10 protein-coding genes and 1 pseudogene are annotated in these 13,113 nt (G+C 42.3%); 4 read left to right on the plus strand and 7 right to left on the minus strand.

Going from position 1 to position 13,113, the window contains the following annotated elements; translation table 11 throughout:
• Nucleotides 1-16: 16 nt before the first annotated feature.
• The 7 genes and pseudogenes from rsmG to rpmH form a co-directional block, all read right to left on the minus strand.
• A pseudogene (rsmG, locus tag GKR92_10040) lies at nucleotides 17-664 on the minus strand (16S rRNA (guanine(527)-N(7))-methyltransferase RsmG).
• Between the two features lie 62 nt (nucleotides 665-726).
• Complete coding sequence (gene mnmG / locus GKR92_10045) at nucleotides 727-2,616, minus strand: tRNA uridine-5-carboxymethylaminomethyl(34) synthesis enzyme MnmG (protein QMU62015.1); 1,890 nt, start codon at nucleotides 2,614-2,616, stop codon at nucleotides 727-729.
• Nucleotides 2,617-2,666: 50 nt separating this feature from the next.
• Nucleotides 2,667-4,004 carry a tRNA uridine-5-carboxymethylaminomethyl(34) synthesis GTPase MnmE gene (gene mnmE / locus GKR92_10050; GenBank protein QMU62776.1) on the minus strand — a complete coding sequence of 446 codons (1,338 nt, stop codon included), beginning with the start codon at nucleotides 4,002-4,004 and terminating at the stop codon, nucleotides 2,667-2,669.
• A 54-nt stretch (nucleotides 4,005-4,058) separates the two neighbouring features.
• Complete coding sequence (gene yidC, locus GKR92_10055; protein QMU62016.1) at nucleotides 4,059-5,750, minus strand: membrane protein insertase YidC; 1,692 nt, start codon at nucleotides 5,748-5,750, stop codon at nucleotides 4,059-4,061.
• A 1-nt stretch (nucleotide 5,751) separates the two neighbouring features.
• Nucleotides 5,752-5,991 (minus strand): membrane protein insertion efficiency factor YidD, encoded by a 240-nt coding sequence (gene yidD / locus GKR92_10060; protein QMU62017.1) that lies wholly within the window; start codon nucleotides 5,989-5,991, stop codon nucleotides 5,752-5,754.
• Nucleotides 5,992-5,998: 7 nt separating this feature from the next.
• Nucleotides 5,999-6,343 carry a ribonuclease P protein component gene (rnpA, locus tag GKR92_10065; protein QMU62018.1) on the minus strand — a complete coding sequence of 115 codons (345 nt, stop codon included), beginning with the start codon at nucleotides 6,341-6,343 and terminating at the stop codon, nucleotides 5,999-6,001.
• Nucleotides 6,344-6,487, minus strand: a complete 144-nt coding sequence (gene rpmH, locus GKR92_10070; protein ID QMU62019.1) for a 50S ribosomal protein L34 — start codon at nucleotides 6,485-6,487, stop codon at nucleotides 6,344-6,346.
• A gap of 231 nt (nucleotides 6,488-6,718) precedes the next feature.
• Here rpmH and dnaA point away from each other — a divergent pair, with 231 nt between their 5' ends.
• The 4 genes from dnaA to gyrB all read left to right on the plus strand — a co-directional run bounded on the left by dnaA (nucleotide 6,719) and on the right by gyrB (nucleotide 13,067).
• The gene (gene dnaA, locus GKR92_10075) at nucleotides 6,719-8,080 is read left to right on the plus strand and encodes a chromosomal replication initiator protein DnaA (GenBank protein ID QMU62020.1); all 1,362 of its coding nucleotides are present in this window, start codon (nucleotides 6,719-6,721) and stop codon (nucleotides 8,078-8,080) included.
• Between the two features lie 238 nt (nucleotides 8,081-8,318).
• Nucleotides 8,319-9,419 (plus strand): DNA polymerase III subunit beta, encoded by a 1,101-nt coding sequence (dnaN, locus tag GKR92_10080; GenBank protein ID QMU62021.1) that lies wholly within the window; start codon nucleotides 8,319-8,321, stop codon nucleotides 9,417-9,419.
• Complete coding sequence (gene recF / locus GKR92_10085) at nucleotides 9,364-10,527, plus strand: DNA replication/repair protein RecF (protein ID QMU62022.1); 1,164 nt, start codon at nucleotides 9,364-9,366, stop codon at nucleotides 10,525-10,527. Before dnaN ends, recF begins: the two co-directional genes overlap by 56 nt.
• Before the next feature lie 92 nt (nucleotides 10,528-10,619).
• Nucleotides 10,620-13,067, plus strand: a complete 2,448-nt coding sequence (gyrB, locus tag GKR92_10090; protein ID QMU62023.1) for a DNA topoisomerase (ATP-hydrolyzing) subunit B — start codon at nucleotides 10,620-10,622, stop codon at nucleotides 13,065-13,067.
• Nucleotides 13,068-13,113: the final 46 nt, after the last annotated feature.

Raw genomic sequence — 13,113 nt, forward strand, 5'->3', positions numbered from 1 at the left:
AATTCTAATAGTCCATTTATTCTGGGCCATTTTTTTCGACTATAGCGATATGTCGTTGTGCCCCAAGATGAGGAATTTTAATGCTATGAATTTTGAGCACATTATATCTATTTGGCAGCACTTCGAGTTGCTTTTGTTTAGCCAACATAAAAATTATTCGCCCCTTATCACTCAAGTTTTCTAGCAGCTGCTCACAACAAGCGAAAAGCTTGTCGCTATGAGTAAAAGCCCTACTTATTAAGGTGTTAATTTCTTCTGCGAATCCACCACTTGCTTGATAGTCTTCAACGCGTGTGTGCATAACATGTATATTTTTTAGCCCAAGATCAATCGTCGCTTGCTGGATGAACCGCGTCTTCTTAACGTTGCTATCTAGCAACTTAAATTGTTTATCAGGGCAAACTATTGCTAGTGGTATCCCTGGTAATCCAGCGCCGCTGCCCACATCGATAATATATTTTCCTTTCAGGTGTTCTGCTACCGATAAACTATCAAGTATGTGTTTGCTAATAATTTCATCAGTGTCTTCTATAGCCGTGAGGTTATAGGTCTGATTTCATTTTTGTAATAGCTGTACATACCGCATTAACAAGCTTTGTTGCTCTTTGTTGGCTTGAAGTTTTAATTGCTGCACACCACTGGCTAGTAGTTGTGAAGAATTCATGAAAATAGATTAGGGTTTGCTAGTCTTGAAATTGCTCTGGTGCTTTTCTTAAGCGCTTTTTATTATGCACTTTTACGCGCAGGCTTAGACTTTAAGTGCACCAATAGCAATGAAATGGTTGAGGGAGTGATACCAGATATTCTCGCAGCTTGACCAATTGTATGTGGCTTAATATCCATGAGTTTTTGTTTAGCCTCATTCGATAAACCGGTTATCGCTCTATAGTTTGTATCTTGAGGTAATTTAACCTCTTCTTGCTGTGTAAGTTTTTCGACCTCTACATTTTGACGCTCAATGTAACCAGCATATTTTGCTTGTATCTCTAGTTGCTCACTCACTTCAGCAGGGATATCACTTAAATCTTGTGTACTAAGTTTTTTTAAATTTTCGAAATTAACTTCAGGTCTGCGTAATAATTCATACATGCTGTATTCATGCTTAAGTTTTTTACCCAGAATTTCTTCTTCCGTTTCGACATCCACTTCGCCCGGTTGAACATAACTGCTTTTTAAGCGCTGCTGCTGAGTTTCAAGCTGTTCACGTTTTTCGCTAAACGCTTGCCACTGTACTGCAGGCAAGCAACCAAGTTCATGTGCGGTTTCGCTTAAGCGCAGGTCCGCATTATCTTGGCGCAGCAATAAACGAAACTCCGCACGGCTGGTAAACATCCGGTAGGGTTCAATGGTGCCACTAGTGACCAAGTCATCGATCATTACACCTATATACGCTTGGTCGCGGCGTGGTGCCCAAGCGTCTTGTTCTTGCGCGCGCCGCACTGCGTTGACACCTGCCACCAAGCCTTGTGCAGCAGCCTCTTCGTAGCCGGTAGTGCCATTAATTTGCCCTGCAAAAAATAATCCCTCGATAGCCTTGGTTTCTAAGCTTGGCTGCAAATCTCTGGGATCAAAATAATCATATTCAATCGCATAGCCCGGTCGCGTGATATGTGCATTTTCAAATCCTTTAATGGAGTGCACAAATTTTTGTTGTGTTTCAAATGGCAAGCTAGTTGAAATGCCATTCGGATACACTTCGTGAGTTTGCAACCCTTCTGGCTCAATAAAAATTTGGTGTTGATTGCGATCTGCAAATCGCGTGACTTTGTCTTCAATAGAAGGACAGTAGCGTGGCCCAGTGCTATCAATGTTGCCGTTGTACATTGGCGATAACTCTAGATCATTGCTGATAATTTCGTGGGTAGAGGGATTCGTGTAGGTTATAAAACAGTTCACCTGCTTGGGATGTAGCGCACGCGATCCCATAAATGAAAATACGGGTGTTGGGACATCGCCTGGCTGTGCTTCGAGTTGTGTGTAGTCAATGCTGCGTCCATCAATACGTGGAGGCGTGCCCGTTTTTAAGCGGCCAACGCGTAAAGGAAGTTCTCGCAATCGATTGGCTAAGGTGGTTGCAGGCGGATCACCGGCGCGCCCGGCAGCATAATTATCATTACCAATATGGATCTTACCACCCAAAAAAGTGCCCGTGGTTAATACCACTGACTTTGCTAAAAAGGTCAGGTCACTTTGTGTAACAACACCACGAATACAGTCTTGTTGAATAATTAAATCATCCACTGCTTGTTGAAATATTTGCAAGTTAGCTTGATTCTCAACTAGCTGGCGAATGGCAGCTTTATAAAGCGCGCGATCGGCTTGCGCACGTGTTGCGCGCACCGCAGGCCCCTTACGAGAATTAAGCACACGAAACTGAATACCGCCGTGATCGGCCGCTAAAGCCATAGCGCCCCCCATCGCATCTATTTCTTTCACTAAATGACTTTTACCAATGCCGCCAATGGCAGGGTTACAACTCATTTGGCCTATGGTTTCTATGTTATGTGTTATCAACAAAGTTTTCGCACCCATACGCGCAGCCGCTAAGGCAGCTTCGGTGCCCGCGTGTCCGCCGCCAATTACAATTACGTCATATTGTTGATGTTTAACTGTCATGGTTAATTATTGTACTGAATGAGAGACGATTACACGACTGCCTATTAGGGTCATTTCCCTATACAGAACTCGCTAAAAATCTTGCCGAGCAAATCATCAGGTGTGAATTCTCCGGTTATTTCCCCTAAATTCTGTTGGGCTAAACGTAAATCTTCTGCGGCTAGTTCAAGCTCTTGGCTGTTGGATAAGCGCTGTTGAGCAGAATGTATATTCCCTTGTGCTTGCTGCAAGGCAACCACATGTCGACCTCTTGCTAAAAAAGGGGTATCGCCCTGTTCTTGAATATTGTTGTCGCCAATCAAGTGTTCGCCTAGTTGTTGTAGTAATTCATCAATTCCCGTCTGTGTTTTTGCTGAAATATATATATTTTCATTATCGTTGTATTTTTTCTCTGTACTCAAATCAACTTTATTGTGCACATAGAAAATCTTTGCAGTATCCATGTCGCTTGGTACGGATTGAGAATCTTCATTACTCACATCAGTGAGCCACAAAACAATATCGGCTTGTGCGAGTGCTTGTTGTGTGCGTTCAATACCTTTTGCTTCGACTATATCTTGCGTTTCACGCAGACCCGCAGTATCAATTAAGCGTACTGCAATGCCTTGAATTTCGATATCCGCGCTAAGTGGGTCGCGTGTGGTTCCTGGAATCTCAGTTACGATGGCCGCCTCACTTTGAGCCAACACATTTAGCAAGCTCGATTTTCCCGCATTAGGCTTGCCAGCAATTGCAATGGTAGCTCCGGTTTGTAAACGCTCGCCCAATTTTGCTTGTTGCAGTAATTCATTCAAAAAGTATTTTAACTTCGTCAATTGCGGCACAAGTTGTTCGTTTTGTTGTCGATCAATTTCTTCGTCTGGAAAGTCTAGGTCCGCTTCAATATGCATGCGCATCTGTGTTAATTGCGTGAGTACATCTTGTACGCGCTGAGAAAATGCGCCTTGCATAGATCGGGTTGCAGTACGAGCAGCTTGTTCCGTAGTGCTGTTAATTAAATCCGCAATTGCTTCTGCTTGAGCTAAATCAATTTTGTTATTTAAAAATGCTCTTAAACTAAATTCGCCAGGTGTAGCTAAACGTGCTCCTAGAGCGCAAAGAGCTTCGAGCAATAAGTCTGCTAGTAATGGATTACCGTGGCAATGAAATTCAATTACATCTTCGCCGGTAAATGATGCCGGTGTTTGGAAATAGATTGCTAACCCTTGGTCTAGAACTACATCGTCACGGTTATAAAAATTTGTATAGCTGGCTTGGCGAGGAGCTAATGATTTATGTGTAATTTGTTTAGCTATGACATGCGCATTTTTCCCGGACAAGCGCACAATTGCCAACGCCCCTTTGCCAGCTGGAGTGGCAAGCGCACAGATCAATTCTTTTTGTGTAATATTTTTGGGCAAAGCTCGCCCTTTATTTGTTAACTATTTTCAGTAATAGTTATTTTAATTTGTTTCTTTTTCTATTCGTTTGGTAATTACATACTGTTGAATTATCGACAGAATGTTATTTACCAACCAGTACAAAACTAATCCTGCTGGGAAAAATGCCATAAAGATCGTCATCATAATAGGCATCATGGCAAATATTTTTGCCTGCATAGGGTCCGGTGGCGCAGGGTTTAATTTGAACTGGATAAACATGCTAATACCCATCAAGAATGGCAATACAAAAATGGGGTCACGTATCGAAAGATCGTGTATCCAAAACATGAACGGTGCTTGTCTCAACTCAACACTTTCGATTAATACCCAATACAACGCCAAGAACACCGGCATTTGAATAAGAATAGGTAAACAACCCTTGGCAGGGTTAACCTTTTCTTTTCGATATAAATCCCATGTGGCCTGTCCAAGCTTTTGCTTATCGTCAGCAAAACGTTCTTGTAAGGCCTTTATTCTCGGCTGTAGCTTGCGCATGCGTGCCATAGACTTATAGCTGGTTTCAGATAACTTATAAAAAATAAGTTTAACCACAACGGTAACCAGAATAATTGACAAACCCCAATTGCCTACCAGATTGTGAAACCATTGCAGCAACCAGAACAAAGGTTTGGAAAGAATTGAAAACATCCCATAATCGACACTTAGATCTAAGCCCATCGCGATCTGTTTCATATCGTTTTGAATTTTAGGGCCAGCATATAAACGCCGATTAAATTCGGCACTACTATTTGGCGCTACCGTTTGTGCACTAGATAACATACCAATTAATAACTGGTTTTCACCAGCAGCGGTTACCGCCTTACTGTAAAAACGATTTTGTTCTTCTGCTTCAGGAATCCACGCTGAAACAAAATAGTGCTGCAATACCGCAACCCAGCCACCGTCTACCTGCATGTTGATAGGTTCGTCTTCTACGTCACTAAATTTATGCTTATGATATGCGCCATCAAAATACGCAGTTCCTGTATAGGTCGGTAAACGCAACCAACTACGTTTTTCAGAAATAGGGCTATGACGCAATTGTTGATACTGTCGACCCGCCCAACTTGTGTCGCCTTGATTCATTACTCGGTGCTTAACGTCAAATACAAAAGAGTCGCGGTAGAAAGTAAATATTTTTTCTACACTAATGCCGTTCTCGCCACTCCATAACAATTTAACTTCAAGTTCGTCTCTGCCTTCATCCAACAAATATTCTGTTTGCTCCGCGCGATAAACTTCATGGTGCGTAGGTGCGGCGCCGCTAACTGATTGGCCATTAATTTTGTCATGGCGTAGCCCTGATTGCGCAATGTAGGTACGGTTATTACTAAACATTAAACGAAATGCTTCGTCTTGTTCTTTTAAAGACACCGGATAGGTTGGCAAATCAATTTGTCGTATATCGCCGCCTCGAGTATCAATAATTACATCTAACACATCGGTACGTACATGCACCTTTTGGCTTTTGCTTTGCGTTACGGATTTATCTACAACATTAGATGCCGTATTCGTTATTTGTTTTGAATCTAGTGCGTCAGGCAAATCGTCAGAATTTTCAAAACTATTTTCGTTACCCGTATCTGTGTTTTGCTGCAGAGTTGAATCTTGTTGTGCTACAGGCGCGGGTGCCTGCTCCTGTTGCCAGGTTAACCATATGATATAAAGCAAAAAAGCGAGCGCTATATATAAAAAGAATCTTTGGTTTTCCATTTTATTTGTTCGCGTGATTTTCGGGTACTGGATCAATGCCGCCTGCATGCCATGGATGACATGATGCAAGACGTTTCGCTGCTAACCAACTGCCTCGGTAAGGCCCATGTTGCTCAACAGCTTGCAATGCATATTGCGAACAAGTTGGGTGAAATCTACATTGTTGTCCTAACCAAGGGCTGAGCACAAAGCGATAAGCCTTAATCAAATTGATTGGTAATTTGCTGATAACTGCACGCATGATTTAGTTAGTATTGCTTCCAGAGCGATTCCATTTGCAACCTAAGGTTTGAGCGCTTAATAGTCTTGATTGGGCGCTTTAAAATCACAATGAAATCATTAGTTGGTAGTTTTGCTTTACTCAAACGAAAGCTCTCGCGAATAATTCTTTTTATTATATTTCTATCAACTGAACGTTTAGCTCTTCGTTTAGCGACCACTATACCTAAACGTGGTTGGTCTTCGGTATTTTCTCTCGACAGTATGGTAAAAAACTCACTGCTCGATTTCGTTGCCTGATCAAAGACTCTTGTAAATTGACTTGCGTCTAGCAGTCGGTCTTGATGCGTAAACGAAAAATCTTCTCTAGGCAATTATGTGTGTGTTACAGACAGACGTGCGCGTCCACGAGCTCGGCGTGCATTAATTACTGCGCGGCCGCCTTTCGTTTTCATTCTTGCCCTAAATCCGTGCGTGCGTGCGCGCTTTAAATTGCTAGGTTGATATGTACGTTTCATATTATTTCAACTTTAAAATTTCTTAACTTAGTCTTCATTAGCATTAATTATTCTAACTTTTAGGGGTTTAGGATAATTATCTAATAAGGTGCGCAAAAATAGTCGCGCTACTTACATTTGTCAACGATTATTGTCTGACATTAAACAGTGGATAACAATCCTATTACTGGATAGACTGATCTACCCCCATAACAAAAACATAACCATTATAAGCATACTGGAGTTAGATGCGTGACTAGTATTCTCTGGAAATCATGTATTCATAAGCTTGAATCCGAATTAACCGAACAACAACTTAATACCTGGATCCGCCCCTTACACGCCATCGAAGAAAATGGTGGGCTCACACTGTTGGCGCCCAACCGTTTTGTGTTGGATTGGGTGCAAGACAATTTTCTATCGCGGATTGATGAGTTAGCGGGAACTAGCAATAGTGCGTCAACTCGTCCGGTAGCGTTAGAAATTGGTAGCAGTGATCGAGCAGCACAAACAAGCTCAGCAAATGCAGAAACAGATGAAAAAAATCAAGCTGCCCAAGCCGTAAGCGCAACTTCGGCTAAATTACAAAATTTCAACCATAACCTAAATCCAAATTTCACCTTTGATACCTTTGTAGAAGGCAAATCTAATCAGCTACCCAAAGCTGCTGCTTTGCAAGTGGCTGGCCATCCAGGAACCGCTTATAACCCATTACTAATTTATGGCGGTGTTGGTTTAGGTAAGACGCACCTTTTACACGCGATCGGTAACCAAATGCTGGTGCAAAACCCTAACGCGAAAATTTTATATTTACACTCAGAGCGTTTCGTGGCTGATATGGTAAAAGCACTACAACACAACGCCATCAGTGAATTTAAGCGTTTTTATCGCACGGTCGATGCTTTGCTGATTGATGATATTCAATTCTTCGCCGGCAAAGAGCGTTCACAAGAAGAGTTTTTTCATACCTTCAACACGCTGCTCGAAATTCAGAGCCAGGTGATTTTAACTTGTGACCGCTATCCAAAAGAAGTTGAGGGACTAGATGAAAGATTAAAGTCTCGTTTTGGCTGGGGGCTAACCCAAGCAATTGAGCCGCCAGAACTTGAAACACGCGTAGCGATTATGCAGCGCAAGGCAGAGCTGATGAATGTTGACTTACCTAGTGAAGTAGCATTTTTTATTGGTAAGCGAATACGTTCAAATATTCGTGAACTTGAAGGTGCGCTACGCAGGGTCATCGCTAACGCCCAGTTTACGGGCTCAGCGATAACACTCGATTTTGCGAAAGAGGCCTTGCATGACTTGTTAGCCTTACAAGATAAATTGGCCACTATCGATAATATTCAGAAAACCGTGGCGGAATACTTCAAAATTCGTGTATCTGACCTTCTTTCTGCGCGTCGCAGCCGCTCCATTACTAGACCAAGACAAATTGCGATGTCGCTAGCAAAAGAATTAACCAACCATAGTCTGCCTGAAATCGGAGACGCTTTCGGCGGTAGAGACCACACCACGGTATTACATGCTTGCAGGAAAGTGGCTAGCTTACGTGAGGGTGATACGAGAATTAACGACGACTATATTAATTTACTTAGAAGCCTAAGCAGTTAATAACTCTAATTACAAAACGGCGCGTCGCTAGATTTGTTGATTAGCTGTGTATAAAAGGTGATATAGTTTGCACAGAATTCTTATCTAAGACTTATGCCTGTAACATTCAGTGTTAAAGCGCCTTAACTGAACCGTTTTTACCCAATCAATATTAATATAAGATATTGAATTACAAGAATAAAATAACAATATCCACAGAAAATTGGCTACTCTATAACTATAACTAAATATATATAATATGCAGTTATCTATAAAACGTGAAGACCTATTAAAACCTCTACAGCAAATCATTGGTGCCGTAGAGCGCAGACAAACCATGCCCGCACTCAGCAATCTGCTACTTCGAGGCGGTGAGCAAAAACTTTCAATCACAGCAACGGATCTTGAGGTTGAATTGGTCGCGACACTTGATATGGAAATTGAAGATCAAGGAGCAACGACGATTCCGGCAAGAAAGTTGCTAGATATCTGCCGTTCTTTACCAGATGACTCTAACATCGCAATTAATTCTTCAAATGAAAAAATAAAAGTCAGCTCAGGGCGCAGTCGGTTTTCTTTAGCAACATTACCTGCTGAAGATTTTCCAACAATCGGTGACCTGGAATTGGATCAAAATGTAGTCATTAAGGAAGGAGATTTTAAGACCTTAATTGAAAAATCTGCTTTTGCAATGGCACAGCAAGATGTACGTTACTACTTAAATGGTTTGTTATTAGAATTGGATGCTGGACAAATTCGTACGGTAGCAACAGATGGACACCGGCTTGCCCTTTCCCAGCTGGAACACAAATCAGATATCGACGGTTCGCGACAAATCATCTTGCCACGCAAAGGCGTGCAAGAATTGTTGCGCTTGCTCAGCCAGGAAGACAATGAAATTACGGTTGCAATTGGTAAGAACCACTTGCGTGTGAATTTAGCTAATTTGCAATTTACATCGAAGCTCATTGATGGACGATTTCCGGAATATCAACGCGTGTTACCCGAAGAGTGCGACAATCGCGCTAAGGTTGATAAAGTACTTCTTAAACAAGCACTTACAAGAGCTTCTATCTTATCGAACGAAAAATATAAAGGCATAAGACTGATACTTGATAACAATATTATGGTTATTCAGGCACATAATCCTGAGCACGAAGAAGCCGAAGATGAAATTGAGATCGAGTACACTGGCGACCGCTTAGAAGTCGGATTTAATGTTGTATATCTGCTCGATGTACTGAATGCCCTTGAGTCAGATAAAGTGGAAGTTATTATTCAAGACGCAAACAGCAGCGCTTTAATTGTTTCACCGGGCAGCCAAGCAAGTCGCTACGTTGTCATGCCAATGCGCCTATAGTTTATCTCTGGCACGCAAACAAGCTCTACCATTGGCGCTGCAAACTCTCCTCGTTCAAAACCTAAGAATAATTGAACAACTAGATATTTCTTTGGCAGCTGATGCCAACTTATTTATTGGTGAAAATGGTGCGGGTAAAACCAGTATTCTAGAGGCCATTGATGTGCTCAGTCGCGGACGGTCTTTTCGAGAACGACGCACCTCTCCTTTAGTTCGCAAACAAGCAACCGACCTTATTGTTAGCGGGAAAGTAGACGCTGTGGATGGGTTTGCACGCCTCGGTATCCAAAAATCTTCAAAACAGACGGTATTGCATTGTAATCAAGAAAAAGTGGCTTCAATTTCTAGCCATGCCAGCTATTTGCCTGTGCTATGCATGCATCCGGATTCGCACCAGCTTATTCAAGGCAGCGGCAAACATCGACGTAACTACATGGATTGGTCCGCGTTTCACGTGAAACATCAATTTTTACAAAATTGGCGTGATTATAATAAATGTTTGCGTCAGCGGAACACTGCGCTACGAAATCGATGCGATACAGAGGAGCTTTCAGTATGGACAAACCGACTAAGCGTATTGGGCGAAGAGATTGGTATTGCAAGATCGGAGATTTTTCAAGAAATTAGTCCATATTTCGACAATTATAGCAACAGCCTGCTGCCAGAATGTGAAGTCAGCATGAGCTATCACCGAGGTTGGTCAGAAGAGGCGGGTCTTGAAACAGCGCTGTGTAGCCTAAGGGAACAAGAGTTAGTAAGCAAAACTACTGGTTGCGGACCGCACCGCGCAAATATTAAATTATTCTTAAATCAGCAGGATGCCGCTGCAGTAGCCTCACGAGGTCAGCAAAAGCTCATCGCAGCTTGTTTGTTACTTGCACAAATAAACCATATTCAACACTTCAATAAAAAGAAGTGCGTTGTGTTATTAGATGATATACGTGCCGAATTAGATCAACAGCATGCGCATGCTCTGATCACGGCATTACAAACGCTAGGCTGCCAAGTGTTTATTACCGCAATAGAAGAGGGGCAGATCGAGTTACTGGGCTGGGATGACACCAAGGTGTTTCACGTGAAACAAGGTGTTTGTAAGCCCATGAAGTAACAAATATTTATCTTCTGTTTGAAGCGGATGTACAAGCTCTTGTGCGAAAGGCTTGGTATAATCCAGCATTACATTAAACGTATAAATAAACTATGTCAGACGACCAAAATAAGTCCGAGAAACCAAAGAAAGCCACATACGATTCAACGAATATCAAAGTCCTAAAAGGGCTTGAGGCGGTACGTAAACGCCCGGGTATGTATATCGGTGATACCGATGACGGCACTGGCCTTCACCACATGGTCTTTGAGGTTGTAGATAATTCTATCGATGAAGCCTTAGCGGGCCACTGTAGCGACGTACAAGTAATCATCCATACCGATGGCTCGGTATCGGTATCAGATGATGGTCGAGGTATTCCTGTCGATATGCACGAGGAAGAGAATCGTTCAGCAGCAGAAGTCATTATGACGGTATTGCATGCCGGTGGTAAATTTGATGATAACTCTTACAAAGTTTCTGGCGGGTTACATGGCGTGGGTGTGTCAGTGGTAAATGCATTGTCATCAAAGTTGATTCTTTCTATAAATCGCAGCGGCTATGCCCATCAACAAGAATATCAAATGGGTGAACCTATACACCCATTAAAACAGGGCGATAAAACAGATAAAACCGGAACCACCATTCGCTTTACGCCTAGCCCAGATGTCTTTGGAGACACCGAATTTCATTACGACATTTTAGCCAAACGCTTACGCGAATTGTCATTCTTAAATTCCGGCGTATGTATTAAGCTTAAAGATGAGCGCTCAGAAAAAAACGATACATTTCAATATGATGGCGGTATTCGAGCATTTGTAGAACACCTCAATACAAAGAAAACACCACTGCATGATACGGTGATTTATGTAGATACTCGGCGCCAAGATATGGGCATCGAGGTGGCATTACAGTGGAATGATTCCTATCAGGAAAATATTTTTTGTTTTACTAATAACATTCCTCAGCGTGATGGCGGAACTCACTTAGCAGGTTTGCGTGGTGCACTGACTCGTTCATTAAATCAGTACATCGAAAAGCAAGGTATTGCTAAGAAATACAAAATAACCATGACCGGTGACGATGCGCGTGAAGGACTTACTGCGGTATTGTCCGTTAAGGTGCCGGATCCAAAGTTTTCTTCGCAAACTAAAGACAAACTGGTTTCATCGGAAGTGAAAGGCATTGTTGATTCTGCGGTATCAGAAGCGCTGCAAGATTTTTTAATGGAAAGTCCAGCAGAAGCGAAAGCTATCGTAAATAAAATTGTTGAAGCTTCGCGCGCGCGCGAAGCTGCGCGCAAAGCGCGTGAAATGACACGCCGCAAAGGCGCCTTAGATGTAGCAGGACTGCCGGGTAAGTTAGCGGATTGCCAAGAGAAAGATCCAGCTTTGAGTGAACTGTTCTTAGTGGAGGGTGATTCAGCAGGAGGCTCAGCTAAACAAGCACGCGATCGACACACACAAGCCATACTGCCGTTAAAAGGAAAAATATTGAACGTCGAAAAGGCACGTTTTGATAAAATGTTGAGTTCGGTTGAAGTGGGTACTCTTATTACTGCATTAGGATGTGGAATAGGCAAAGAAGAATTTGATCCCGACAAACTTCGTTATCACCACATTATTATCATGACGGATGCGGATGTGGATGGGTCGCATATTCGCACATTATTATTAACATTCTTTTACCGACAAATGCCTGAATTAATTGAGCGCGGTTACATATATATTGGTCAGCCACCGTTGTACAAAGTTAAAAAAGGAAAACAAGAAACCTATATAAAAGATGACGTAGAGCTAAACGCGAATTTACTCCAGCAAGCATTAGATGGGGCAGGGTTACATGTGAATGCAACGGCGCCCGCTATTTCAGGTAACGCGCTAGAAGAATTAAGCAAAAGCCATATGGCTGCCATGCCTACGATTCAAAGACTCAATCGTGTACATGAAAAAGAAGTATTGCTTGCAATGTTACACACACCTGCACCCGAGATTGAATCTACAGAAGATAAAAGCGCACGTGTTGCTTTGGGAACATGGTTTAACATACTGGCTGAGCAACTTAATCAACAGCAAACTTCGGGTACAAAATATACGGTAACGGAAGATTGGGAGAATTCACCGGGCCACCTTACTCTAGTGAAGTGGGTACACGGCCAGGCAAAAGATGATGTTTATAATGAAGATTTCTTCACTTCTGCAGATTTTAAATTGTTGCGAAATTTTGCCAATCAACTTGATGGTTTGTTGCAAGAAGGCGCGTTTATTCAACGTGGCGAACGCAAGCATGAGAGCCAAGATTTTGTTGTAATGATGACTTGGTTGATGGACGAGGCAAAGCGTGGACAAACAATCCAGCGTTATAAAGGCCTGGGCGAAATGAACCCCGATCAGCTTTGGGAAACCACCATGGACCCAGAAGTTCGGCGAATGATGCAAGTTAAAATTGAAGATGCGATTGCAGCAGATGAGGTGTTTACCACATTGATGGGTGATCAAGTCGAGCCGCGTCGAGAATTTATAGAACAAAATGCGTTGTCTGCGACAAACATTGATGTTTAGTAGCTAGCCTATTAACAACTGATATTAATTAGTTAGTCAGTATTAA

The sequence above is a fragment of the Gammaproteobacteria bacterium genome (assembly GCA_014075255.1).
GTDB lineage: Bacteria > Pseudomonadota > Gammaproteobacteria > UBA4575 > UBA4575 > JABDMD01.

Excerpts from the sequence above, each read along its gene's own strand:
- yidD (QMU62017.1), bottom strand. The coding sequence starts at position 5,991 with ATGCGTGCAGTTATCAGCAAATTACCAATCAATTTGATTAAGGCTTAT.
- rpmH (QMU62019.1), bottom strand. The coding sequence starts at position 6,487 with ATGAAACGTACATATCAACCTAGCAATTTAAAGCGCGCACGCACGCAC.
- gyrB (QMU62023.1), top strand. The coding sequence starts at position 10,620 with ATGTCAGACGACCAAAATAAGTCCGAGAAACCAAAGAAAGCCACATAC.
- mnmG (QMU62015.1), bottom strand. The coding sequence starts at position 2,616 with ATGACAGTTAAACATCAACAATATGACGTAATTGTAATTGGCGGCGGA.
- dnaN (QMU62021.1), top strand. The coding sequence starts at position 8,319 with ATGCAGTTATCTATAAAACGTGAAGACCTATTAAAACCTCTACAGCAA.
- yidC (QMU62016.1), bottom strand. The coding sequence starts at position 5,750 with ATGGAAAACCAAAGATTCTTTTTATATATAGCGCTCGCTTTTTTGCTT.